This is a genomic window from Streptomyces sp. NBC_01314, from assembly GCF_041435215.1.
Taxonomy (GTDB): Bacteria; Actinomycetota; Actinomycetes; order Streptomycetales; family Streptomycetaceae; genus Streptomyces.
The window spans coordinates 1699388-1723634 of record NZ_CP108394.1 but is presented as its reverse complement, the minus strand read 5'-3'; the positions used below and the strand labels follow the sequence as shown (position 1 = coordinate 1723634).

Genomic DNA, 24247 nt, shown 5'->3' with positions numbered 1-24247 from the left:
GCAGTTGTGCAATCACGTAGTGGTCTCGAGGTGGTCCTTGGGGCCGGGAGGTACGGATGCAGGCTGCGTTCGTCCCCGGCTGGGAGATGTCCGGAACGGTCCGTACCGACGGTGCCGGATTCCGTGCCGGTGACCGCGTGGCAGCCCTGCCGGTCACCGGTGGCTTCGCCCAGACGGTCGCTGTCGATGCGTCGAGACGGCGCGCCGACGGGCCCACCAGGACAGCTGCGGTGCGGTGGCCCCGTTGACGGCCCGGCCGCGCGCCTCCAGGCGCGCGGTGTTCCCCACGTCTGCCAGGGCGTCCAGCAGTTGACCCAGCCGATCCCGTCCGGCAGACGCGTCAATCTTCACCACCCTGTCCGGGCTACGGCCTGGCGACTACTCCGCTAGGGCGTTCCCCGTCCTTCCGTGTCTCGGAACCGGGTTGGTGCGGCAGGGAAGGTTTTCTGCTGGGTGGGAAGGAAGTCCTTTTCTCCGCACCAGCGGATGACGGTCCCGCCCATGCTGAGGCCTGAGCCGAAGGCTACGGCCAGGACAATGCTGCCGCGGCGGATCCGTTCCTGCTTCAGGGCCTCCCAGAGCACCAGTGGCACGCTGGCCCCTGAGGTGTTGCCCATCGAGGCAGCCGTCACCAGCGTTTTGTCGGTTGGCACCCCGACGCGTTGGAGGATCTTCGGGATCAGCCGCGGGTTGGCTTGGTGGAGCGCGATGAAGTCGGCCATGTGCACGTCGATGCCGTCGGCGGCGGCGATCTCGTGAATGAAGCGGGGAACGACGTCAAGTGCGAAGTCCCGTACCTCGGGACCATTCATGACAAGTACGTTGCCCCCGCTGAAGGCGTTGGCGTGCGGGTCCTGGCTGGGAATGCGTCGGACATGAGCGGTGTGGAACCACTCCGGCATCGTCCTCAGGAGCGTGGTTCCGATCCCTCGCCCGGCTTTACAGGGCTGCAGAAGGTAACAGGCGGCGCCGTCCCCGAAAATGGCCCGTGTGGTGCGGTCGTCCGTGGCGCAGACCCGGGTCACGACATCGGTGAGGACCACTGCCACGCACCCGTACTGCCCTGAGGCGACATAGCGGGCACCGACGTCCAGGGCGAACACCCCGCCGGCACAGCCGCCACTGTTGACGTCGAGGCAAGGGACGCCGTTCAGGCCGGCTTTGTGGGCGATGGCTGCGGCAGTGGCCGGGAACATATGGTCCGGGGTGGCGGTTCCGCAGAGCAGGAGATCCACCGCCGTCAGGGGAAGACCTGCGACGGTCAGGGCGTCGTGCAGGGCTTCCAGGCCGAGGTCAGACGCTTGCTGGTGAGGTGCGGCGATATGGCGCTGATAGATGCCGAGGCGTTCTTCGATCCATGCGGCAGTGGTGTCGAGGAGTCCTTCCAGCTCCGCGTTGTCCAGGGTTTCCTTGGGGAGGTAACCTCCGACGCTGCGGATACCCACGCCGGTGGGGAGGTGGGGGGTCATGGTTTGCTCCTTCAACGTGGGGGCATGCGCACGGCGCCGTCCAGTCGCAGGACCGCTCCGTTGATCATCGGGTTGTCGAGTACGTGGACCACCAGGGCGGCGAACTCGCCGGGATCGCCGAACCGATGCGGGTACACGGTGGTGCTGCGCAGGCTTTCCCTGACTGCGTCGGGCAGGATCCGGGTCTGCTCGGTCTCGAACAGGCCGGGGGCCAGCGTCACGCACCGGATCGACCACGGAGCAAGCTCTCTGGCAAGCGGCAACGTCATGCCGACGATTCCGGCCTTCGCCGCCGCGTAAGCGCTCTGTCCTGCCTGCCCGTCGAATGCCGCGATCGAGGACACGTTGACCAGGACGCCGCGTTCGCCGGCTACGAGCTCATTGGTCGTCATCCGCTGGGCGGCCAGCCGGACGACGTTGAAGCTGCCGGTCAGATGAGTCTCGATGACCCCTGCGAAATCAGGGAGGGGGCACGGGCGCTGACGTCCCACCGTTCGCATGGCCCGTCCTCCGCCGGCGCAGTTGACCGTGGCGCACAGTCGACCGAGGCCGACGGCAGCGTCGACCGCGCGTTTGACCGCCGCCTCGTCCGTGACGTCACCCGGGGTGAACACTGCCTTGGGGCCAAGCCGCTGGGCGGCGCGCTGCCCAGCGTCGGCATCACGGGCGAACAGCACCACGGCACGGCCGCTGTCCAGCACCTTCTGCGCAACGGCCAGTCCCAGCCCGCCTGTGCCTCCGGGCACCAGCACTACGTCATCCATCGGCGTCGCTGAAACGTCCGGGGAAGGGCGAGGCCACGCTCATGCCTCCATCGGCCACCACCACCTGACCCGTGATGTACGCAGCCGCCGGCGACAGAAGGAAGGCCACGAGCTGAGCTATCTCACCGGCCGTGCCCAGTCTCCCCAGGGGGATGCTGCGCACCATGTCGGCGTGATCCACACCCGTCGCGACAGAGTACGTATCCAGCGCGTCCGTCCTCACCAGGCCGCCACGCACCGCGTTCACGGTCACTCGCCGAGGCGCCAGCTCGCATGCCAGGTACCGCGTCCATGCTTCAAGCGAGGCTTTTTCTGCTCCCATCAGGGCATAACCAGGCAATGCCTGGGTGCTGCCCACTGACGTGAGTACGACGATGGCGCCGCCCTCGGTCATCAGACGAGCGGCTTCCTGAGAACCCCGCACGAAGGCGCCGGTGTTCATCTCGTGACTCAGCCGCAGGTGGTGTGAGGCCACCTCGGTCGCCTCGCGCAGTGGGGATCCTGCGGCGTTGGAGACGAAGTGATCCAGGCGTCCATAGGATTCAGCCACCGCGAAGAGTTCCCGGATGCCTGTCTCGGTGCCGATGTCTGCCTGCACGGCGACGGCGTGCCCTCCACAGGCGGCGATGTCCCGCACAGTGTTCTCTGCGGCAGCTGTGTCTCTGCGGTAGTTGACGACAACCGTCCCCCCGGTCCGGCCGAGCAGCAGCCCCACGGCACGGCCGATGCCCCGGGAGGCTCCGGTGATCACAGAAACGGTCTGCCTGCCCATTTCCCGCCTGCCGGGGCTGAGGTGGTCGCGGTTGTCAACGCTCGACGACGGCTCCGCCCCGGTCGGGACGCCTGGTCGAGTTGAGCCACGGGTTTCCTTCGTCACGGTTGGTGTCACGTCGCGGTTCCCTGGTGCGTGTCGGTCCGGCGTCGGTGCAGTCGCATGGAGAGTGTGTGGGGTGCCACAACCACTTGGCGGGCAGGGCGAACGGTTTGGCCCGGGGCGGGGCGTAGTTGCCAGCGGGTTGCGACGGTGGCGAGTGTGAGTGTCGTCAGAATGCGGGAGAAGGTGTCGGCGATGCATTTGCGGGGACCTCCCCCAAAGGGCACCCAGGTGCCGGGCGGAGGTTTGCCGATGTCCTGCCAGCGATCGGGGTCGAAGCGGTCAGGGTCGGGATAGAGATCGCCGCGACGGTGGAGCTGGTAAGGGCTGTAGATGACGGTCGTGCCGGCTGGGAGCGGGTGTCCGCCGAGGACCGTGTCGGTGGAGGTGCTCCGGGTGGCCAGTGAGTCCGGCGGAAACAGGCGCAGAGTTTCGGTGACGATCCGGCCGGTCAGTTCGAGGGACTCCAGATCGGTGAGTCCGGCAGGACGGTCGGCAAGAACGGTGTCGACTTCGGTGTGAAGCCGCGTCTGGACGCCAGGATGCGTACCGATCAGGTGCCAGGCCCAGGACAGCGCATTAGCGGCACTCTCCACCCCGGCCAGAAGGAAGGAAATGACCTGGTCGTGTACTTCGGCATCGCTCAAGTACACCCCGTTCGCGTCGGGGGCTGTCAGGACGGACATCAGATTCTCGCCGACTCCCGCCCGCGCGGACCGGAAGTCGGAGATCAGGGCGTCCGTGATCTGACGCAGATGAAGTCGGGCCCGCTCGTAGCGGCGATTGGCGGGCGTGGGGAGGCGGTGAATCAATGGCACCGGCCACATCAGACGCCGGGTGACGCCGGTGGCGAGGGCGTCGATGCTCGACTGCACGGTGGGAAAGCCGGACCTGTCGGTGTCGGCGTCGAACAGACACCGGACGGTGACCGCAGTAGTGAGCTGATGCATCGCAGCGGGCACGTCGAGGAACTGGCCGTTCTGCCACGGTGAGGTGAGCGCGGCGATCTCCTGGGCCATCACCAGGGCGTGACCTGGCATCCGGTCGCGGTGGAAGGCAGGCTGGATCCGCCGGCGCTGCGAGCGGTGTGCTGCGGCGGGGCAGGTCCCCAGGCCGTTACCACCGAACTCCCGGAGCTTGTCGTAGATCGGGCCGCCTTTGTCGAATGTGCGGTCCGCGACCAGGAGTTGGTGGACCAGGGTGGGGTGGCATACCGCGTACGCGGTCTCCGTGCCCAGCTTGAGACGCACAAGGTCGCCATGAGCGGAAAGTGACGCCAGGAAGTCGAGCGGCTTCCGGGCGAACAGTGGTGCGTGTCCGAGGAGGGGCAGTGCTCCTGGAAGGGCCGCCATTGTGTAGGACGGTGACACGGCTCCCGTCGTCTCTTGTACGGCGCCGAGTCGCGTGGGCACGCGGTCGGTATCCCGTCGCATAACAGTCCTTCCGCTCAGGCACGGGCCGAAGTGGCGGCGTGTGCTCGGTCGACTTGTGCCGATAGCCCGTGTGGACGAGGGCGCTGTGGTATCGGCGTGGCTTCATCACAAGTGGTGGAAGAACATGCCCCTTTGATCAACGCGGTCTCGTCGGGGACGTCACGCTCCCCGGCCTGACCTCACACGCACGAGGCAGCGGGCCAGGGTTGCCGCGGCTTGGCCACATGCCGAGGCCACCGGAGGCAAGCAGGTGTGGACGTGACCTTTTCCTTGGGCGAGTGGTTAGGCCCGCGTAGACCTGGGAGACATACACGCACGCGGGGGCCCGGTCGCACGCCTTCGCCCTGCCTTTGGTGACCATGTGATCCAACGCCCGAATACGCTTGACGGCTGCTTCCTCACTCACGAGCGAAGGCAGCCTGGTTTCCGGCCTTACGTAGGAATGGTTTTGCATGCGTCGGGATCCGCGCCGCAGGTAGAACGGGTGAGGGAGCAGATCGCCGGCCGCATCGAGCGGATGCCGGCACTGGCGTGGAGGATCACCAAGCGCGGGCGCCGGACGGTATGGGCGTGTGACCCGTCCTTCGACCCGCACGACCATGTGCATGAAATTCGTACTCCTGAAGGGCCCACGTCGCTCGACGAGACTGTGGACGCGCTCCTGAGTGCCCCGCTGCCCGAGCAGTCGCCGCGTTGGGGGGTCTGGCTCATCCACGGATACTGCGACCGTGAGTACGCGCTGTTCTACCGAGCTCACCACGCCGCCCAGGACGGGCAGGCGGCACTGGACGCTCTGACGGCGCTCTTCGGTACCGAGTCGCCCGCCCCAGTGGGCCTTGCCGCCGGGCGGGCACAGGGCCGTTCCTGGTGGCGCCGGATCCCGGCGCGTGCCATCACCCGGACCCTCAACGACACGGTGAAGGATCTGCGTCCCACGATGAGGTGGTCGCCGCAACGCGCTCTGACCGGCCGGCCACGGCTCCAGTCGGCTGTTGTGCCCTCATCGTGGCTCCGCGAGACAGGGCGGGCACTGGGGGCCGGAGGCAACGACGTCTGCCTGGCAGCCCTGGCGCAGGCGCTGCGCAGCTGGGTTCCGGAAAGCTGGATCGAGGACGACCAGCGTGGTCGCGAACTGCACGTGAGTCTTCCTGTCGGTCTGCGCGAGCCCGAGGAACGCTTCATGGTGGGCAACAGGGTCTCGGCAGTCCGCATCCCTTTGTCGTTCTGGGAAGACTCTCCGGCCGCTCGCGTAGCAGCCATCGCCCGTGCGACCGGCCCGGCCAAAACCGACGGCATGCGGCAAGTACTGCGGGCGCAGCTGAGACTTCCGGAATGGCTTGTGTACCGCTTCGTCCGGCACAGCGCCCAGGCAAGGAACGGCCTCGAAGCGTCCGGCCTGATGCGCCTTACCGGGCGGCTGGCGATGGGCACGGACCCGGTCGAGACGGTAGTAGCGACGCAGTTCCTGTACGGGGAACACCTCTTCGGAGTGGCGTTCCTCTCCTACGGGGACAAAGTCGTGGCCAGCGTCACCGTCGACCGCGCTCTGGACGACAGGGGCAACCTCGCCGCCCTGTGGGCGGACGCCGTGGAGCGCCTGTGGCACGAGACCGTCGTCAGCACTGAAGAGCCGATCCGGACGTCGGCGCCCCAGCCGTGATGCCCCCGGCCCGCAGTGATGCACACACAACCAGGCACTGCCGCAGGTGAAGTCCGCAATCCGGTTGCGGTACGAGGGAGGCAGACATGCCAAGCGCCTGGGCACAGGCGCAAGTTACGGTATCGGCGCGTGCCGATCTGACCGTGGAAGCCGACCTCGAACGTGTGGCCCATGCGGCGCGCGACACAACATCCTGGTCAACAACGCCGGCGCGGGCCTGGGCAGGTCCTTCGAGTACACCTCATGGGCCGACGAGCAACGCATGCTGACGCTCAACGTCGTCGCACCCACCAGTCTGCTGCACGCCGCCCTGCCAGCGATGTTGGGCCGCGGAACGGGCGGATCCTCAACATCTCGTCGGTGGGCCACGGGACCCGTCTGGCAGGGCACGACCTACGGTGCGTCGAAAGCCTTCGGCCTGGCACCGACCGAGTCACTGGCGTACTCCCGGCGCCTGCGCACCTCGCCGGTCACGGTGACCGCCCTGGTGCTGGGACACACCACCTCACGCTTTCACGAACGCGCCGGCATCGCTCCTTCGCCGCCGCTGCTGACCCTGCCTGGTTCGGCCGACGACTTCACCGTCCTCCACCACGGGGCGGTGAAGTCAGGCGGGAGCGATGGCGAGCACGGCGTTCTGGCCGCCGAAGCCGGCGGAGACGGAGAGCGCCACCTGTAGGCGTTCCTCCCGGCACTTGGTGGGGATGTCGAGAGCCACAGCCGGATCGAGATTTTCGAGGTTGGCGGTGGGTGGGACGAGCCCCTGCTCGACCGCCAGCACGGTCAGGACAGCTTCCACCGCGCCTGCCGCGCCCATCAGATGCCCCGTCACCGCCTTTGTGGAGGACACCGGCGGCCGATGAGGGAACAGTTCAGCCAGCACGGCCGCTTCCACCCTGTCGCCCACCTGTGTTCCCGTGCCGTGGGCATTGATGTACGAGACGTCCTCCGGCAAGACGCCGGCGCGGGCCAGGGCCTCGCGGACCGCTGACGTGAGCCCAGCCCCGTTCAGTCCAGGCTTCACCACGTGATAGGCGTCCGAGGAGGCGCCAAAGCCTTTGATGCGGCCCCTCACCTTTGCCCCGCGGGCCCGCGCGTCGGCCGTGCGCTCCAGGACCAGAACTCCGGCGCCCTCGCCGATGACCAAGCCGTCCCGACCGACATCGAAAGGGCGCACAGCTCTGGCAGGGTCTTCGAAATGGTGCGACAGTGCGCCAATCCGCTCCAGGCCGACGATGTTGAAGGGTGTGATCGCGGCCTCCGCGCCACCCGCCAGAACAATGTCACAACGGCCCAGCGCCAGCAGATCGAGCGCCGTGCCGATGGCAGTCGCCCCGGAGGCGCAGGCGGTGTTGACCGTAAGGCTCGGGCCCATGGCCGCGAACTCGATGCTCAACTGGGCAGACACCGAGTTGCTCAAGGACGTCGGCACCGCATAGGGGGATACGGCCTTTGAGCCCTTCTCCAGCAGCGCACGGTGTTCGGACTCCAGCATCTCGATCCCACCGTAGCTGGATCCCATGACCACCGCGACGCGAGCCCCGTTCCAGCGGGCCGGCTCCAGTCCGGCATCGCTCAGCGCCTCACGGGCAGCGAGCAGCGCCAACTGTGTGCAGCGGTCGGGCTTGCGGGACCGGGCCGGACCCAGTCGGGCAGAGTCGAAATCGACCACACACGCCAGATGGGGAACTGGCGTCAGTGGCCCCAGTACCGCCGTCGGCTGTCCGTCGCGGACCCGTTCCCAGCCGGTGCGCCAGCCATCACCAGCCGGAGTCAGCATGCCAAGGCCTGTGACGGACACGTCCTGGACGATCCTGCGGAAGGTCACCGCGCCGCCACGAGAGCAGCAACGTCCGCGACCGTACCGGCGGCCTTGATCTCCTCCTCTGTCACCTCCAGTCCCTTCTCGCGGCGCAGAACCAGGGCCAGTTCGACCACGGCAATGGAGTCGAGCCCCACGTCCTCCCGCGTGGCATCCAACTGGATATCCGGTTCGGAAATCCCAATAGAGATCATAATATTTTTCAGTTCATCGAAAGACATGTTTCTCTCCGGCCGAGAATGACAAAGAAGAGCTTCAACCTACCAGCACACGGCTCGGCAGAGATCTTCTGCAGGTGTGAATTGACCTGTGGACGTATCGAGATGGCATATTGCGTCGGGTGCGGAGGTCCGCCGGTTGCGCGGGCACGGAGGAACCCTGGAAGGCGTGCGCATGGACGTGCTGGAGAAGTGCCGGGCATGGACAGCGGAACATCGACGGGACGCTGGAGGGGACTGCTACTACCGGGCAATCAGCGAGACCTTCGACGGCACTGAGGTGGAATTCGAAGGCGCCCGGGTCATCATGGCGGCGTCTCACGACTATCTCGGCCTCTCCGCCGACGCCCGGGTTCGGGAGGCCGCTGTCAGGGCGGTGCGGCGCTTCGGTACCTCGTTGGGCGGATCACGAGCCGTGAGCGGCTCACTACGACTGCACGAGGAACTGGAGAACCGGCTGGCTCAGTTCCTGGGGCAGGAGGCCGCCGCGGTCCTTCCCTCCGGGTATCAGGCCAATCTGATGCTGGCTCCGCTGCTACAGGACGGCGACTACGTCTTCAGCGACCTTTCCAACCACGCCTCGTTGGACGAGGTAATTCGTTTGGGTGAAGCCAAGGAGCGAAAGTTCCTGCACAGTGACGTGGCACACCTTAAGGAACTGCTCGCGTCCGCCGCTTCAGAAGCCGGAAAAATGATCCTCACCGACGGTATTTTCTCCGTCGAGGGCGACATCTGCGTACTCCCCGAAATGATGAAACTGGCCGACGCCCACGGTGCGCACGTCGTCGTGGACAGCTCACACGACCTAGGAGTGCTCGGACCCAACGGCGCCGGAGTGGCGGACCACTTCGGACTGCGGCCCCTGCTCGTCACCAGTGCCCTGTCCAAAAGCCTCGCCTCCGTGGGCGGCGTCATCGCCGGGCCGACGGAAGTCATCCGGTACCTACGGTTCCACGCCCGTACGTCGATGTTCACCGCGGCCGCCTCACCCGCCAACGTCGCCGCCGCGCTGGCCGCACTGGACATCCTCCAGGCAGAACCGCAGCGCCGTGCGAGGGTCCTGGATCTCGCCGAGCAACTGCACAACGGTCTGCGGGCGCTCGGTTATGACACCGGTGCATCCGTCACCCCCGTCGTGCCCGTCCTCGTCCGGGGACGGGAGCGGTGCCTGCGCATGTGGCGGGAACTGTGCAGGGCTGGAGTGTTCACCGCTCCCATGACATATCCGGGCGTCCGGGCCGGTCGCGAGGTGCTGCGCATCACGCTGACAGCCGGGCACACGGACGAGCAACTGGCACGTTTGCTGGCCGCCTTCAAGGAAGTGGGGCGAAGGGAAGGCCTCATCCCTGGAACCTTGCATGAAGGGCCCGCCCCCGTACGGATCGTACGTCCGGCCACGCTCCCGACCACCCGCGCGGCCGCGGGCTAGAGATCTTCATGTGTTCGGGTTACTCGGGGTCGTGACGGTTGCCGTGGGCTGCGCCATGCAGGAGGGATGAGTATCCCGATGGCGGAGGGCTGAACGCCGAGGAGCGAGTTCGGCGTGAGCGGGTCCGGTTGGCGGCCGCTGATCTGATCGAGACCGGGGCCGGTGACCGGGAGGTGGCCCGGCAATTCAGAGCGACGCGTATGTCGGCGAACCGCTGGCCCCGGGCGGGTGGCGGGCCCTGGTCTCCAAAGGCCCCGGCGGCGCCCGCTGCAAGCTCGATGCAGGTCAACTGCGCAAGCTGGAGGGCGGTATTGAATGTCCAAACGGACCGAGCGCTGCGCGCCCTCACGCGCTGTGGGAGACGGCAGCCGCAGTTCGCACTTCGGCCTGTTCCCAAGGCCGTTCCGTAGTGGTGGGTGCGTGTCGGGGCGTACGGAATGGAGTCATGGGGATTACACGATCGCCCGTGTCGACTCAGACTCATCGAAGCCAACGTCGTCGTGCAGGCGCTCCACTGCGTCCGCCCACAGGGCGACAAGGCTGCCGACCTCTTCCTCGGCGCGGTCGAAGGCGACACTGGCGGCGACCTGGCCTTTGTAGGCGACGAACGCCATCTCGAAGAGGTCCTTGTACGGGAACGCGGCCGGAACCACCGTCTCGATCGGGTCGTCCCCCATCGCCAGCAGCTCTGGAAGGTGAACCAGACCGGACGTGATGAGGCATCCCGCAGCCTTGGCAGCGGCACGCCGAAAAATCCGGTAGACGAGCCACTCCGGAAGGCTCATCTGTGCCCGCAACGCACGCCGCATGCCCTCAGTTTTGACCGGGCGAGTCGCACGAGAGATGGCCGCGACACGAGTGGTCGCGGACTCCTCCCAGAACGACAAGGGGATCCGGACGGCCGCGAGTCTGTTGCCCACCGTGAACCGCTCCTCCGGCCTGCGCACCGAGATGGGCAGATAGGCATACAGTTCGCGTCCCCGCTGCCGGGGCGCCAGCCGGCTCTCAGGCATTCGGCTGCGTACCGCCTCCGCGAGGGCGGCCAGGCAGACGTCATTCGAGCTTGCTCCCAGCGCCCGGCCGGTATTTCGCAGCCATGACTCGGGCACGGCTGCCGATACGACCCGGGTCTCGCCGCTCAGGGGCCGCTGCATCGAGGAGCGCAGGGAAGGCCGCAGGCTCTTCATCGCATCGGTCAGAATCCAGGCGACGGCTTGCACTGGGATCCGCTGCCACCAGAACCGGCCTGCGTCCGGTACAGCGACGGCCGCCCGTGCGGGGGAGGCAGGCGGCTCCGTACCGAACAGGGCTCGCAGCGCGTCCACCATCGCCTGCCCGTCCTGCGCGGCATGGTGAGCACGGTAGAACAGAACGTACTCACTGTCGCAATAGCCGTGAATAAGCCACACTCCCCAGCGCGGCGACTGCTCATCCAGAGGGGCGCCGAGGAGCGCCTGCACGGCCTCCTCCAGGGCGGTGGGGCCATCCGGCGTCCTGACCTCGTGGACATGGTCGTACGGATCGAAGGCCGGGTCGGCTTGCCACACTGTCCGGCGCTCGCGTCTGGCCACCGTGCACGCCAGCGTCGGCATCCGCTCGATGCGAGACGCGATCTGCTCCTGCACCCGGCTCAGTTCCGGAGCGCGGCCCTGGGCATGCAGGACCATACCGAAGGTGGGGCGAAAATCGCTCAGCTCTTGCTCGTGCCTGATGAAACAGCCGTCGACAGCATTCGGGCGTTGGATCACTGGTCCACCAAACGAAGGGGCGACGGTGTACGGCAACACCCCCGCGACGGCATTACGCAGGGCTAACCGACCGCGCGGAGTAAAGGACACGATCCGGCTACAGATCCCCGACGCACGGAGACAGTCCCCAACTCGCCTACCGGAGCTGGCTGCTTCGTGCCTGTGACCAGCAGGGCCACGGTCATGAGCACCATCCACGCCGCCAGCACCTTGTAGAGGGTGGAGCTGCGCATACACACCGCCCAGGAGCAGTCAGGCCCACACCCCCAGCAAGTTTCCTGCCAGCAGGTTGACCGCGACAGGCCAGTGCGCGGGCAGTGGTGCCAGAGCCGTGAACTCCGATGAACTGTGGCACGAGGACCACCCTCAGCCGGCTGCGCGAGGCTCCATCCATCCCGGCCGGGTACCTCCTGGTCGCCCGCCCGGACACCGGTGCTTTCTTGAAGGGGCGGAAGTGGCGGCGGACTCTCTGGATGTCTCCGGTGAACCCCAACTCGCGTACCTCGTGGTGGAGCTGGGGGATGTCATGACGGCCCTCGCGCCAACGCTGGTGCAAGTAGGGCTTGTACTCGTCCAGGATGGAGGTCCGGTTCGTGGGCCGCGACCCGGCGGTAGAGGCCGGCCGGCGACTCGACCCGGACCACCCGCCCGCGGCTGCGTCTCACGAGCGCAACCCAGCGCCAGCCGCAAGGTTCAGAAGGCGTGCGCCATCAGCTCCGCGAACAGCGCGTGCTCGTCGACATCGAGGCCCCGCGAGCGGAACCAGCCGCAGATGTTGGCGCAGTCGCGCTGGAGGAAGCCCATCCCGTTGAGGTTGCCGACCAGGTCGACGATCTGCGGCAGGTCGATGATGACCAGCCGCTCGCCCGCCGCCAGGATGTTGTACGCCGAGAGGTCGCCGTGCACGAGGCCGTGCTGCACCATCGTCGCGAGCGCATCGGTGAGCTGCTCGAAGTACGCCGCCAGCAGCTCGGGTGAGGGTCGAGTCTGGGCGAGCCGGGGCGCGGTCTCGACGGCGCCGTCCTCGTCGACGACGGTGATCCACTCCATCAGGATCTCGGTGCCGTCGATCTGGACCGGGTAGGGAACCGGCAGCCCGAGGCCCCAGAGCCGCACCAGCGCAGCCCACTCGGACACCGCCCACTCGCCGGCCGCGACCTGCCGGCCGAAGGTGCTCTTCCGCTTGAGGGCCCGCTCGTCACGTGAGCGCTTCATCGAGCGGCCCTCGGTGTAGGACGCGGAGCGGTGGAAGGTCCGGTGCTCGGGAGAGCGGTACCGCTTGGCCGCCATGACCACGCCGGCGGCGGGGGCGAGCGGGTCGGCGCGCTCGACGAGGTGGACGTCGGCCTCCTTGCCGGTCTTGAGGACGCCGAGCTCGGTATCGATCGCGCCCTGCGAGGTCACCACCCAGTCCGGGAGCGGCTCGGGGCCTCGGCAGAGGGGTTCGACGCTGAGCCAGGTCGACCAGCGCTGGCCGTCATCGAGGTCGTCGTAGGAACGGAAGTCGAAGACGAACCGGTCATCGACGTCGCCCAGGTCGTCCGGCGGCGGGACGTAGTGGTAGGCGGCGGTGCTGAAGTCGTCAGGAAATGCCGGGTGCTGAGAGTGCTGCGAGAGATCGTCGTGAGACATCGCTGAAGGTGCTCCATGAGGTGAGACAGAGGCGGTCTGCGGGCAGGCCGAGGACAGTCGTGGTCACGGTCGTGCCTCCTCTCGTGGAGCACCGGGCCGCTCCCGGTGTCGCGCCCATGGTGAGGGGCGGACACCGGGAGCGGCAACCGAATAAAGCCGGCCCGCGTCGAGCGGCCCGAGCGGCGCCGTAGGTTTCCGGTGTGATCCTCCGGACCGGGCTCGTCCCGGCCCTGCTCGGGCTGACGTTGACCGGGTCGTTGCTGACCGGAACCGAGGAACTACTCGGCAGACAAACAGTCGCTGAGGAGCTGAAGAGTGTTATCGCAGGTCAACGGCTTGCTGAGATGTGTGCAGCGGCCGAAGCGACCCTAGCTGGCCCCCAAGGACCGCGGGTGCCGAACTGAGGCCGCGTCCACGTCGTACAGGGCGGCGCCGTCGTCCGCCAGACGCAGGTGCTGACGCCGACCGACCCCGAAGCCCTCGGGCGGGTTACCGGTGCCTGCTGACCTGGGCCCGGGCACGCCACAGGTCCCGGGGAGCGGTGACCTTCACCCGGAGGTCGACGAAGTCGGGTGGTGGCCGGAGATTCTTGATCATTCTCACGTTGTTCAGGAACGTCATGAGTCACGGCTCGCCTGGTTGCCGAGGCCCTGGTGCGCGGGGTGGCGGTTGGGCAGGCTAGTTTGCTCGGGTGAGTCTCCTCGATGATGTGGCTGAGCGCGACGGCTGGCGGTGCTGGGTGTGCGACGGACCGGTCGACCCCAACAAGTCGGTAAACGACCCGCTGGGGCCCAGCGTTGACAGTCGGACCGCGGACCGGAAGGCCAAGGTCGCCGAGCGGCTCGCGCACCGTGGGTGCAACACCCGCAAGGGCGCGGTCAAGGTGGTCATTGCCTGGCCGGACCGTCTGTACGTGCTCGAACCCGCGCCACTGATCGCCGTTGCCGAGAGGCTGGAGCGCAAGGGGGGCCGCGAGGTGGTGGGCCGTTGTCCGACCAGGCAGGACGCCCAAGAGGCGGCGGAGTGGCTGGTGGACCGGTTCTCCCGCCTGGTACCGGGGCTGCCGGTGACCGCCGGCATTGAGGCGGGCGGCGGCCAGTTCCTCGTCATCCTGGCCACAGGCCGCCGCTGATGTGCAATCACCAGCGCACACTCGCGTCGAGCTGAACCGTCGGTCCACATCGACCTGTCCTGGCACGAGCTGACCCACCGGCGCGTGGCGGGCTGCGGCTGGGTGACCGGCGGGTCGGCCGGGCGCCGGGTCACCAGGGGCGGGGCTGTGCCCGCTCGCGCCGGGGACCACCGTGGTTCCGCGACGGCCCCGTGCCTGCCTACCGATAGGTCAGCCGGACGACCGACCGGGCCGGCCTGCCGCACCGCGCGGGGGATGATGGGGATCGAATGACGGAACGCAAGGTCGGGAGCTTCCATGGCGAAGCGGTTTCATCAACCCCGTGAGGACGCGGAGTTCGATTTCATCCTCGGGATGAGCGGAGTTCCGGTCCTCGCATACTTCATCGGGACATGGCCCAAGGCAATCGAGCCCTGCCGGGTGATGGACCTCGTCGTGGGTGGCATCGCCGACGACTACACGGGCCGCCTGACGGCCGTCCGCACCGACATCACGCGTTGTCCGGCCGCAACCGAGCGATACGGGATCACCGGAGCCCCGTCCTACGTCCTTCTGAAGGAGGGCGAGGCGGTGGCGCACGGCACAGGACCTATGACCATCGCCGAGGTACGGGAGCTTCTGGACGGCCACCTCTGAGCGGCCCGCCGCGGCACTGCGGCCGCGACGCCCGTCACGCAAGCCGTGTAGGTCCCGGTGTCGACAGAGCCCGTAATTCCCCAGGTGCTGACCTGACCGGCGCGGCTGTTTGGTTCAGTGTCTGTTATGGAGACGCAGGTATGGACTTCACTGCTTGGTGTCGCGCTCGGGGGTGGATTCTCGTATCTGGCCCAGCTCACCGCCGGTCGGCAGGCCAGCCGTAGCGAGGACAGGCGCCAGACGGCTCAACTGGCGGAAACTCGCCGGACGGAACGGCTTGAGTTGTTGCGCGAGTTCATCAGCCTCACGCAACAGGGCATACGCCTCGCTGAAGAGCGGGAGAACGCCCCGGACCGGGACGCCGGCGCGACAGCCGAGTGGCGTGCGGCCGCGCAGGGCGTGATCGACCAGCTCTGGATGTGCGAGCGGATGATCGCGGTCGTCTTCCCTGCGGAGTTCTATCGCCGCGCTTGGGACTACGGGACCGCCGTGGACCAGGTCCTGTGGCGCGAGTACGAACACACTGAGGTCTCCCTGCATGACCATGTGAAAGGACCTCAGATCGCGTTCCTCGAAGCAGCCCATGCGGAGATCGGCTGATGGCTGGCGTTGATCAGTCGGTTTATCAGTGACTCGGCGACGACCGGGTTGGGGAAGCGCCGAAGTCCACGAAGCACGTCGGCCGCGCCCAGGTCGTCATCGGCGGCACCGTCCGCGAGACGCACGTGCTGTTCTTCACCGACGCCGAAGCCCGCGAGTGGGCCACCACCGGCCCGGCCACCACCACCGCGAAGAAGGGCGCCGCCGTCCCCAGCCCAACCCGCCCCCGTACTGCCCCAGAAGGCACTGACCGCCTGCCCACCACCACCGTGGACGACAACGCCGTCGACCCCGCCCACCGGCCCGGAGACACCCGCACACGCCACTCTCCCCGCCGCCCAGGCCCCGGCCGACACCATCCCGGCTGCGTCGTCGCCGGCGAACCCGGCCGCGGTCGACGACGACCAGGCGGTGGGGCTGCGCGAGGCCCACGAACATCACCTGCCGGAGATCACCCTCGCCGCCCTGCGTTACGTCCGCGCCCACGACCCGAGCCTCCCCGCCTTCGCCAGCAAGCGGGGCGCAGAGCTCCTCTACCGCGTCGGCGACCTCAAACGCTGGGCACGCAACCGGCCCCGCGCCGCCTCCGGCACCACCGACCTGGACTGACCGGCGACGTCCGGGAACCGGCCCTGTCCGCTCTGGCCGACAGGATCCCTCCCGTCCTGGAGAACACCCGGTTCACCAGGCACAGCACGGAAAAGGAACACCGCACCATGGCGAACACGACCGCGCTCCCGAAGGTGCTCCGCGTCACCGACCCGGGGGCCTGTGTGAGCAGCTTCAGGCGCTGCCCGCCTCTGCCGCACTGATCGGCATCAGCACCGACGGAACGGCGATCGCTGTCGACGTCGACCACGCACCGCACATCCTGGTCGGCACCGGCACCGGCGGTGGCAGCACGACCATCCTGCGCACCCTCACCGCACAGTTCCTGCACCAGGGCGCCCACGCCTTGGTCCTCGATGCCACGCGGATCTCCCACCTGTGATCGAAGGAGTTGCCGACGGCGACGCACTGACCTCGACGACGGCCGCCACGACGACGTGCCGCGCGGGCGGTTCCAGCCTGCTCGATCCCGCCGACGGAGAACGGCCGCGCGACGCCCTGGAGCTCGGCACCCGCCCGGTCGGCGAGGTCCTGGTGCCGCTGGCCCGGATGAGCACGGTCGACCACCGCGTCACCCCCCGCCCAGCTGGAAAAGGCCGCCGCCGGCGCCGGCTACTCCCGAATGCCCGTCTTGGGCCCGGGGAGCACGATCATGGGCTACCTGCACATCAAGGACGCCATCGGCGTATCCGAAGGGCAAGCCCTTCCCCCGCACCGCCCTGCATCCCGCGACCCGCGACCCGCGTGCAGATCGACACCCCGCTCGACGACGCCCTCACCGCGATGCGCTCCAACGGCACCCATCTCGCCGCTGTCACCGGTGACAAGGGCACCGTGATCGGCTTCGTCACCATGGAAGACGTCCTGTCCGAACTCGTCGGACCAACACCCGCATGATTGGCTTCGAACGAGTCTTCTGGCCCTGGGGCCCGGCTCGGGGGTCGCAACGTCCAACGACGTTCGACGTTGCGGCCCCGCCGTCGTGCGCGGGTATTCGACTCCGGCGTTCGCGCCGTCATGACCTGTGGGCGTCCAGATCGGCGGCGGGAAGCTGGGGCCGGTACTGGACGATGACGTATCCGTCGCCGATGACATGGCCGAACCCGGACTCCGGAGCGCGCTCGCCGGGTTCGGTGAAGTCCTTCGGGTGTCCGGTACTGCAGGTGAACGTCTCGGTGCGGTCGCGGACCTGGCAACTGCCCTGAGCCTGCGCCGTCTCGGATGTGTCGCCGAGGGCGACCAGCGTTGCGGCGGCCACCACGCCGCATGCCGCCAGAAAGGGCTTCGTTGTCCTGCCCCGCCGCTGGAAAGTGGAGTGCACGATCGGCCGGCGCATGAACGCACGCGACTACGAACGCCTTCCGCAGCACTCCCGAAGCCCATCTGAACTGGGCACTCATCACTCATCATCATGATGACCCGGCGCCTCACGGGCAAGAAACCTGCTCCCAACTGGACGAGGCGGCAGGCGGAACCTTCCCCCGACGGAGCCGAAAAGGGCTCATCGTAGAAGAGGGTGTAGTCGGGGGCTGTCGGTTTTCGAGGTCGCCTGCACGGATTTCCATGCTCGCCTGCTCGCCTGCCCTCCTGTCCGGGCGCGTGAGACGTGCGCCGAGGAACGAGCTATGCACCGTCGTTGCCATCGCGCAGGGAATGAACCATCCCCTGCAGGATCCGGAACGCGGCTGACTGCTCGGTCTCGGTCATGTCGGCCAGCATTCTGACCTCGACGGACCGAACCGCTACGGTCGCCTTCTCCAGGCTCCGTCGGCCGCGAGGCGTGAGCCGCGCGGGAAGAACCTTCCCTACGGGCGCCTCCGCAGGCCTGGTCACGTAGCCCTCTCGTTCCAGGGTCTGGAGCAGCACGTTCATCGTCTGCCGTGTCACGAACGCGCCACGCGCGAGCTCGGAGTTCGACAAGCCCGGCCGTTGAGCCAGCAGTTCGAGGCAGGAGTAGTGCGTCACGCTCATCCCGAGTGGCCGCAGTACCTCCTCCATGGCTGCGCGCAGGGCGCTCGAAGCCTCTTTCAGCAGGTAGCCCAGCGATTTGTCCAGGTCGACTCCGACACCCTTTTGACTCATGTCAGGATTCTGACATACGTTGGCCTGTGTCAGTAACCTGACACGAAGAGAAGGAGCATCACCATGCCCGCCACCGGCCCCGACTTCATCTCGCTCCAGGCGCGCGACCTCGACGCTTCGCAGATGTTCTACGAGCAGTACCTCGGCCTCGTCCGCTCGCAGGTCGGACCTCCGCACGCCGTCGTCTTCGAGACGAAGCCGATCGCGTTCGCACTCCGCGACGTCATTCCCGGCACCGACCTCGCATCCGTCGCTCAGCCCGGCATCGGTGCCGCGATCTGGCTCCACGCCACCGACGTCCAGGCCATCCACGACGCGCTCGTCGCCGACGGTCACACCATCGTCTCCGCACCGATCGACGGCCCCTTCGGCCGGACATTCACCTTTGCCGACCCAGACGGCTACCAAGTCACTCTCCACGACCGCGCCTGACAAGCCGCCACCTCTCCTACGTCCTGCGCGGCCGACCTCACCAGCCCGGCCTGGACGAACAGATCGTGCAGGCGGTCGTCGACGACTGCACCCGCCCGGTCAGCCGCCGCATGATGACCGGTGACCTGCGCATCCTGTACCCGCGCGATACCGAGGACGCCCAAGCGGTGCGGGCGGCAGACCCGCGCGATGCGCGAGCTCAACGCGAAGGCGTTCCCGGAGTCGGAGGCAGGCGAGGACGAACCGCGGCCTGCTCGGCGGCACCGCCATCGTTCTACGCCGCGGTCAGCGTCGCAAAGACCACGACATTTCCCTGGTAGCCGGTTTCTTCGGCGTATGGGCCCCCACAGGTGATCACGCGCAGTTCGGGCCGGTGGGAGCTGCCGTAGACCTTCTCATCCGGAAACGCCTTCTTGTCGTAGAGCTCCACAGCGTCGACCGTGAAGACGGCTGTCCGCCGGTCTGACCTGATGATCTCGATGGTGTCGCCCTTGGTCAGTCCTCCGAGGCGGTGGAAGACTCCGGGGCCTTGCGGCGTGTCGACATGTCCCGCAATGACGGCTGTGCCGACTGAGCCGGGAGGTGTACCGGCGCCATACCACCCGGCAAAGCCGGGCATATCGGCCGATGGCGGGCGCAGTGCTCCTGTTTCGTCGAGGCTCAGTTCCGTCATTGGGGCATTCACGCCGATGGCGGGGATTCGCAGCCGGACCGGAGCCGACGGGGGCAGGGGCGGCACAGAGGGATACCGGGTCGAGGCGGTGCTGCTGGGCCCGGGTAACACGGAGGAGGAGAAGGACTGCGCGGTCGAAGGTTGCGGAGGCTGTTCGCCCCGGAGGGCCGTGAGCACCAGCACCGTGCCCGCCAGTAGAGCGTAGGCGAGAAATTTGGCGGACGGGGTGGACGACGGGGAAGGATCGCCGGGCTCGCACCTCGGTTCCATCGCTGTGTAGCCTCCGCTTCGCGGCCGAAGTGAGTGAAGGCGGGAGATCCCCCCAACCCCCGGACACGGGCCTGGGGGCTGGGCCGGCAGGGCAGAGCGTCAAGCGCGGGCACCGGCCGGGGGACGGCGCATCTTGATCGCGCCGCCGGCGGCGGCTCCGGCGAGCAGCACCGCCCCGAGGGCAAGTTGCGTGCCCTTGTCGTTCGCCGCCCCGAAACCAGCGTCGATCGAGCCGCTGGGGTTGCCGGTGCCGACCCAATATGTGCCCGTGATCTTGACTCGCGGCGGGCACTTCAGGGTGATGGTGTAACCGCCGGGCGCGGTGCCGCCCGGCACCTTGAATTCGCCGGTCAGTACACCCTCCCGGTCGCCTGGGAGGAGGTGAAACTTGCCTCCTGCCTCAGACTCGCCCTTCCCATAGGTCTCCGAGCCGCAGGCTGTGGTGCTGACCGTGACGGTGGAGCCTGGGGTGGCGTGGCTCGGGCTGATGTGCATACCTGGATCACCGGTGGGGCCGTTCGCGGCTGCCGCGGCCGGGCTCGAGAGGCCGACGGTACCGAGAAGGAAACCGATGCCGATGCCGGCGCCTGCACACTTGATACGCATGAAGTTCCTCCGAGAAGCAGTGGCCGGCCGGAGTGCGCGGCGCCTTGTTGTGCTCCGCTCATGAGGAAACCGACAGACCGTCAGGGCTGCAACACGTATACGGACAGATGGGTCATCAGGCCAGGCCCAGCGGCCGCACTCCTTTGATCATTTACGCAGGTGAGCGCCCCTGAGGGCGAGGGTGGAAGAACGCACCGCACGGGCGACGAAGGGGCCGGCGTCCGCCTCCGGGGTGATCTTGAAAAGGCGCAGGACGCCCTGTGGCTGCCACTGCCGTCATACATCCTCCTGCGCGGCGCGTGACGGTGAAGCTCCCTAGGGCGCCGATATGACCTCATCCCGCGAGGCCAAGCTCTCGCCCGACCAGCTCGTCGGGGTTCAGCTCTGGCGAGTACGACGGCAGGACCCCTACCGTTTCGGACCAATAGCAGTCGTCAGGAAGGCCAGCCGCCTTGCATACGTCAGGCATTTCAGTGAGCGTCTGCGTGCCCGCGTAGTAGCGGATGGCGTCGGGATAGCTCTTGCCCTGCTCCCGGTACATCAGAACCTGGCCTACCAAAGCGCTGATCTGCCATGAGTCCCCCAAAGCAGCAGTCGGCAGGTGGAGGGCCCGATCGGTGCGAAGAGAGCTCTCCGGGAGGGTGAGCTGCATCCTGTCGAGTTCGGCGTCCCGGGCCTCGATGCGGAAGGCGTAAGGGAGTTGGGCTCGCAGATGCATTGCCATCTCGGCAAGCAGGCCGGGTTCGGCCGCGAGGAGATCCAGCAGAGTCTCGCGCTCGTCGGCCTTTGCTCCGGTCAGGGCGAAGGTGACGGGCAGGCCTTGGAGGGTGCACACGAGCTGCAGCCGCAGGCCCCGGAAGAAGTGGCTGTGACTGACGCAGTACCCGCACTCGGCCCATCCGGCCAGGTCGGAACGTCTGACGGTCGCGCGTGAACGGCCACATTCCACCGGTTGGAGTCCACGATCCACACGTCGTCGCTCCACACCGAGGTGTCGGTGGCCAGCAGCCGGGTGATGCGCCGAAGCAGTCCGGCGCTCTTGCGCAGTCGCTTGTTGTAGCCGGGCTGCTTGGGCAGGTACGGGAAGAGATGCCGCAGATGGGAACGGGCGTGGCGGAGCCACCTGGCCTCGGAGGTGAAGCCGAGCATGGCCTGCATCATCGCCAGTGTGACCAGTTCGGCGTCGGTGAGCTGAGGGGCGATTCCCACGGCCGGACGCCATGGCGCGAGATGCGGAGACGCCTTCAGCAGGTCGTCGGTCTTCACGCAGAGTGCGGTTGCGAGGGTGTCCAACTCTGTCTTCACACACTGACGTTGGACGCCCTCGTCCCATGCACGCAGCCGATCCCTTGAGGCCGGTCATTCAGGTGGTACGGCTGCTACTGCTCCTTGGCGGAGGGCCGTCGCACCTCGAAGTGGAAGCATCCGTATTCCAGTGCCCTGACGTGTAGGAGCACCACGTACGGATCGTTGAACGCATCGTCGAAGGCTGCATCGAAGCCAGTCGTGGCGTCGGCCGCAATCTCCAGAAGGCGGCCACCTGCGATATGGCCCCGGGCGTCATAGCGGCGCACGGTACGCAGTGCGCCTGGCCGAGCGAAGGGGTAGTTCTCGCCGGGGGTGAACCCGCCGCAGTCATCGGCATGGATGAAGACGGGACCCTGTTCGTCGTACGCGCCCGGATCGGCACCCCTCGTAGCGGCCCAGCGACGCAACGGGGCGTACGAAACCAGGGCGATCCGCTCGCCGAGCGTGATGGGGCGCAGGCAGCAGCGCAGCGGCGAGCCCGCGTCGTCGCCGGTCGCGATGTACGAGGCGCAGGGACGGCCCGCGTCGTCGACAATCCGCAGTTCCTTCAGGACGGCTGCGTCAACGGGGAGCACGGTGTATCTGGTCATGTGCCCATGCTGGACCGACACACGGACGGTTGCTGGCAGGAAACGGACGTCACGTTGTGCGCACCCCCGCTGAACGCAGGCCGCCTTGCCCATCGTGTTGGGCTTGGCTTGTGCCGCTGCCGTGTACTGGCGTGAAACGTGAACGCCTTGGTCGACATCACCTCCACGCAGTAGGGCCGAAGCCAGAAGATCGATTCCAAGGGGTCGGCGAGCGTAGGCGCAAGCCCAGGAAGCGAACGCAGTCGTACGGCCGGTCCGACGCTCCGCATACCTATGCCGTCTCCTCAACAACCCAGGACAGGTACGCTTCCGACCCGCCGGTCACGGGCAGCGTGATCCACTGAGGGATGTCGTACGGGCGCTTCTCGTGCAGCCATGCCTCCAGTGCCGGGAGACGGTCCGTCGTGGTCATGTACGAGATCCGCCACTCCTGCGCTGTCTCGACTTCCCCCTGCCACCAGTAGAAGGCGGTGATTGGCGCATCCCTGAGGTTCTCCGCTGCTCAGCATCTGCGCAGCGGTTCCATCGTGTGGGGACAAGGTCGCTTCGGGCGCCTCGGGCCGACATACGGCAGCATGCGCGCCCACGGCATCAGCATCAGCATCAGTGCCGGTGAGGCCCGCAAGCGCTTCGGTCCGGGGCGCGCCCGCGAACTGTACGACGCGTTCCAAGGCGCTGCCCTGGTTCTACAGGCGGCTGATCAATGTAGGCAAGCCACATCATCGCCACCCGGCCACCCGGTGAGGCACGCGCCAAAGAGTTGATCCCGAACGCCCTGCCTGCTGGTCGATTCCAGAACATCGGCCGCTGCGCCCGCCCCAAACGGGACAATCGCCTCTCTCCCGCGTGCTGCACGCCTGTGGGCGGTCGCTGCTGGTGTGGTCGGGGTGCCCGATCGGCTTGCCGCCCGCACCCCGGGCCGCCGTAGGACTCGGGTTCAGTCCGCGGTGATACGGGAGTTGACCCGCCGCATCCAGTCCCCGTCGGTGTGCCACATGGGGTGGTGCGGGGCCGCGTTGGAGGTCAGGAGGACGCCCTGGAAACCCGCGGCGAGGCAGCGGTCGACGACGAACTCGGCGATGTCCTTGCCGACGGCGTCCTCCTCGAAGCGCGTCAGCAGTGGGGTGTAGCCCACGACGCCTTCGCCGAGGACGGCGGGGATGCCGCGGTGGCGGGCGAACTCGGCGGCGGAGTCCACCCATCCGGCCAGGGTCTCCCGCATGGCCTGTCGGTGCGCCGAATAGTTCTCGTAGAGCCACAGGTCCCAGCGGTCGGGGTCGACCCAGTCGTGTGCGTAGAACAGTTCGCGCGGAATCCCCGTGGCGGCCAGCCGCCAGGGTTCGTCCGGCTGGTAGTCGGCGAAGGCGGGCGCGTCGGGGCGCAGCATGGCGGCCAGTTCGGGGGTGGGCCAGCCGGCCGTCTCGGGGGCCGCTTCGGTGCCGTGGCCGAGTCCCACCGCCTCGTACAGGGCGCCGAGCACGCCGTAGACGTAGAAGTGGAAGTGCGCGATCTGGGCCTGCTCCGGCAGGTCGTCGAGCTCGTCGGGCCAGGGCTCACCCAGCGAGTAGGTGACGGGGATGTCGGGGTGGCGCGCCTGCAGCAGCTTCACCGCGCGTTCGAGGGGGCCGCGCAGCCGGGCGTAGTGGCCGGGAGTGCCGTCGGCCGGCACCAGGTCGCAGTTGTCGACCTCGTTGTGCACCTCGACGTAGGCGACGCGGTCGGCCAGTCCGCGTTCGGTGAGGAAGTCCAGCAGCTCGGCCAGGGATTCGGCCACCGCCTCGGCTCGGTCCGGGCCGGGGACCGCGGCCAGGGCGCGGTGCCAGGCGTCGGTGTCGGCGAAGCTGGGGGACTGCTGGTACTCCCACGAGGACACGATCACCTTGCAGTCATGACGGGCGGCCGCCTCGAACAGCTCGACGAGCCGCCGGCGGCCGTCCAGCGGATAGCCGCCGCGCACGTCGTACCAGCGGGTGCGCTGCCCGAACTGCTCGCCCAGGCCGCGGACCTGGATGGACTCCGGGGCGTGGACGCGCCCGGAGAACAGCAGGAAGGGCATGGCGCAGATGCGGACGGTGTTGAAGCCCCGCTCCACCGTCTCGGCGAAGGCGCGGTCGAGGTCGGCGAACGGTTCGCCGGGGCCTGCCTGTGTGTACCAGCTGAAGTCCCACAAGGTGATGGCGAGCCGGCCCGTGGGCTCGCTCGTGGTTGTTCGCTGCGGTGTGGTGGTCATGAGGTCACCCGTCGTTCGTGTGCGGTGGGA

The 24247-nt window shown here is 67.7% G+C and carries 24 protein-coding genes and 5 pseudogenes; 12 read left to right on the top strand and 17 right to left on the bottom strand.

Annotated elements, in window-relative coordinates:
• Positions 1-56 precede the first annotated feature (56 nt).
• Positions 57-248: a hypothetical protein gene (locus tag OG622_RS07640; RefSeq protein WP_371574253.1), complete on the top strand. Its 192-nt coding sequence runs from the start codon at positions 57-59 to the stop codon at positions 246-248.
• Between the two features lie 138 nt (positions 249-386).
• On the opposite strand, the gene OG622_RS07635 is transcribed toward OG622_RS07640, so the two are convergent.
• Genes OG622_RS07635 through OG622_RS07620 form a run of 4 tightly spaced genes read right to left on the bottom strand, consistent with a single transcriptional unit; the run spans position 387 to position 4459 of the window.
• Positions 387-1469: a 3-oxoacyl-ACP synthase III family protein gene (locus tag OG622_RS07635; RefSeq protein ID WP_371574251.1), complete on the bottom strand. Its 1083-nt coding sequence runs from the start codon at positions 1467-1469 to the stop codon at positions 387-389.
• A gap of 11 nt (positions 1470-1480) precedes the next feature.
• Positions 1481-2221, bottom strand: coding sequence for an SDR family NAD(P)-dependent oxidoreductase (locus OG622_RS07630; protein ID WP_371574249.1), 741 nt, complete (start codon positions 2219-2221; stop codon positions 1481-1483).
• Positions 2222-2225: 4 nt separating this feature from the next.
• A complete protein-coding gene (locus OG622_RS07625) occupies positions 2226-3122 on the bottom strand; it encodes an SDR family oxidoreductase (protein WP_371574248.1) in 897 nt (298 codons plus the stop codon).
• Entirely contained in the window at positions 3119-4459 is a 1341-nt protein-coding gene (locus OG622_RS07620) for a cytochrome P450 (protein WP_371574246.1), read from the bottom strand. The genes OG622_RS07625 and OG622_RS07620 overlap by 4 nt, the downstream gene beginning before the upstream one ends.
• 442 nt (positions 4460-4901) lie before the next feature.
• On the opposite strand from OG622_RS07620, the gene OG622_RS07615 reads away from it, so the two are divergent.
• Complete coding sequence (locus tag OG622_RS07615; RefSeq protein ID WP_371574245.1) at positions 4902-6200, top strand: wax ester/triacylglycerol synthase domain-containing protein; 1299 nt, start codon at positions 4902-4904, stop codon at positions 6198-6200.
• A 46-nt stretch (positions 6201-6246) separates the two neighbouring features.
• A complete protein-coding gene (locus tag OG622_RS07610; protein ID WP_371574243.1) occupies positions 6247-6879 on the top strand; it encodes an SDR family NAD(P)-dependent oxidoreductase in 633 nt (210 codons plus the stop codon).
• Here the strand turns inward: OG622_RS07610 and OG622_RS07605 are convergent.
• Positions 6808-8028 carry a beta-ketoacyl synthase gene (locus tag OG622_RS07605; protein WP_371574241.1) on the bottom strand — a complete coding sequence of 407 codons (1221 nt, stop codon included), beginning with the start codon at positions 8026-8028 and terminating at the stop codon, positions 6808-6810. The genes OG622_RS07610 and OG622_RS07605 overlap by 72 nt on opposite strands.
• Positions 8025-8243: an acyl carrier protein gene (locus OG622_RS07600; RefSeq protein ID WP_371574240.1), complete on the bottom strand. Its 219-nt coding sequence runs from the start codon at positions 8241-8243 to the stop codon at positions 8025-8027. Before OG622_RS07600 ends, OG622_RS07605 begins: the two co-directional genes overlap by 4 nt.
• Before the next feature lie 172 nt (positions 8244-8415).
• Between OG622_RS07600 and OG622_RS07595 the strand changes: the two genes are divergently transcribed.
• Positions 8416-9669: an aminotransferase class I/II-fold pyridoxal phosphate-dependent enzyme gene (locus OG622_RS07595; protein WP_371584027.1), complete on the top strand. Its 1254-nt coding sequence runs from the start codon at positions 8416-8418 to the stop codon at positions 9667-9669.
• 452 nt (positions 9670-10121) lie between these two features.
• Here OG622_RS07595 and OG622_RS07590 read toward each other — a convergent pair whose 3' ends face one another.
• Both OG622_RS07590 and OG622_RS07585 read right to left on the bottom strand, forming a co-directional pair.
• Entirely contained in the window at positions 10122-11417 is a 1296-nt protein-coding gene (locus OG622_RS07590) for a wax ester/triacylglycerol synthase domain-containing protein (RefSeq protein ID WP_371574238.1), read from the bottom strand.
• 693 nt (positions 11418-12110) lie between these two features.
• A complete protein-coding gene (locus OG622_RS07585) occupies positions 12111-13049 on the bottom strand; it encodes a serine protein kinase RIO (RefSeq protein ID WP_371574237.1) in 939 nt (312 codons plus the stop codon).
• 691 nt (positions 13050-13740) lie between these two features.
• Between OG622_RS07585 and OG622_RS07580 the strand changes: the two genes are divergently transcribed.
• From OG622_RS07580 to OG622_RS07565, 4 genes are all read left to right on the top strand, one after another.
• Entirely contained in the window at positions 13741-14181 is a 441-nt protein-coding gene (locus OG622_RS07580; protein WP_371574235.1) for a hypothetical protein, read from the top strand.
• Positions 14182-14478: 297 nt separating this feature from the next.
• Entirely contained in the window at positions 14479-14817 is a 339-nt protein-coding gene (locus OG622_RS07575) for a thioredoxin family protein (RefSeq protein WP_371574233.1), read from the top strand.
• 126 nt (positions 14818-14943) lie between these two features.
• On the top strand, positions 14944-15417 hold the full coding sequence (locus OG622_RS07570; RefSeq protein ID WP_371574231.1) for a hypothetical protein: 474 nt from the start codon (positions 14944-14946) through the stop codon (positions 15415-15417).
• Between the two features lie 411 nt (positions 15418-15828).
• Positions 15829-16026 (top strand): hypothetical protein, encoded by a 198-nt coding sequence (locus tag OG622_RS07565; protein WP_371574230.1) that lies wholly within the window; start codon positions 15829-15831, stop codon positions 16024-16026.
• A gap of 174 nt (positions 16027-16200) precedes the next feature.
• Here OG622_RS07565 and OG622_RS07560 read toward each other — a convergent pair whose 3' ends face one another.
• A complete protein-coding gene (locus OG622_RS07560) occupies positions 16201-16593 on the bottom strand; it encodes a hypothetical protein (protein ID WP_371584469.1) in 393 nt (130 codons plus the stop codon).
• Here OG622_RS07560 and OG622_RS07555 point away from each other — a divergent pair.
• Positions 16486-16923 (top strand): annotated as a pseudogene (locus OG622_RS07555) (CBS domain-containing protein); the annotation flags it as partial. The gene OG622_RS07560 and the pseudogene OG622_RS07555 overlap by 108 nt on opposite strands.
• Positions 16924-17041: 118 nt before the next feature.
• Here OG622_RS07555 and OG622_RS07550 read toward each other — a convergent pair.
• On the bottom strand, positions 17042-17284 hold the full coding sequence (locus tag OG622_RS07550) for a hypothetical protein (protein ID WP_371574229.1): 243 nt from the start codon (positions 17282-17284) through the stop codon (positions 17042-17044).
• 13 nt (positions 17285-17297) lie between these two features.
• Here OG622_RS07550 and OG622_RS07545 point away from each other — a divergent pair.
• Positions 17298-17393 (top strand): annotated as a pseudogene (locus tag OG622_RS07545) (IS5/IS1182 family transposase); the annotation flags it as partial.
• 256 nt (positions 17394-17649) lie between these two features.
• On the opposite strand, the gene OG622_RS07540 reads toward OG622_RS07545, so the two are convergent.
• A complete protein-coding gene (locus OG622_RS07540) occupies positions 17650-18108 on the bottom strand; it encodes a MarR family winged helix-turn-helix transcriptional regulator (protein ID WP_371574228.1) in 459 nt (152 codons plus the stop codon).
• A 63-nt stretch (positions 18109-18171) separates the two neighbouring features.
• Between OG622_RS07540 and OG622_RS07535 the strand changes: the two genes are divergently transcribed.
• Both OG622_RS07535 and OG622_RS07530 read left to right on the top strand, forming a co-directional pair.
• Positions 18172-18540, top strand: coding sequence for a VOC family protein (locus tag OG622_RS07535; RefSeq protein ID WP_371574227.1), 369 nt, complete (start codon positions 18172-18174; stop codon positions 18538-18540).
• A gap of 5 nt (positions 18541-18545) precedes the next feature.
• Positions 18546-18713 (top strand): annotated as a pseudogene (locus OG622_RS07530) (conjugal transfer protein TraA); the annotation flags it as partial.
• Between the two features lie 101 nt (positions 18714-18814).
• Here OG622_RS07530 and OG622_RS07525 read toward each other — a convergent pair.
• From OG622_RS07525 to OG622_RS07500, 6 genes and pseudogenes are all read right to left on the bottom strand, one after another.
• Positions 18815-19483, bottom strand: a complete 669-nt coding sequence (locus OG622_RS07525; protein ID WP_371574226.1) for a class F sortase — start codon at positions 19481-19483, stop codon at positions 18815-18817.
• A gap of 99 nt (positions 19484-19582) precedes the next feature.
• Positions 19583-20089, bottom strand: a complete 507-nt coding sequence (locus OG622_RS07520; protein ID WP_371574225.1) for a sortase — start codon at positions 20087-20089, stop codon at positions 19583-19585.
• A gap of 727 nt (positions 20090-20816) precedes the next feature.
• Positions 20817-21394, bottom strand: a pseudogene (locus tag OG622_RS07515) (IS982 family transposase); the annotation flags it as partial.
• A 74-nt stretch (positions 21395-21468) separates the two neighbouring features.
• Complete coding sequence (locus OG622_RS07510) at positions 21469-21987, bottom strand: DUF1203 domain-containing protein (protein ID WP_371574224.1); 519 nt, start codon at positions 21985-21987, stop codon at positions 21469-21471.
• Between the two features lie 271 nt (positions 21988-22258).
• Positions 22259-22471 (bottom strand): annotated as a pseudogene (cutA, locus tag OG622_RS07505) (divalent-cation tolerance protein CutA); the annotation flags it as partial.
• A gap of 453 nt (positions 22472-22924) precedes the next feature.
• On the bottom strand, positions 22925-24217 hold the full coding sequence (locus tag OG622_RS07500; RefSeq protein WP_371574223.1) for a cellulase-like family protein: 1293 nt from the start codon (positions 24215-24217) through the stop codon (positions 22925-22927).
• Positions 24218-24247: the final 30 nt, after the last annotated feature.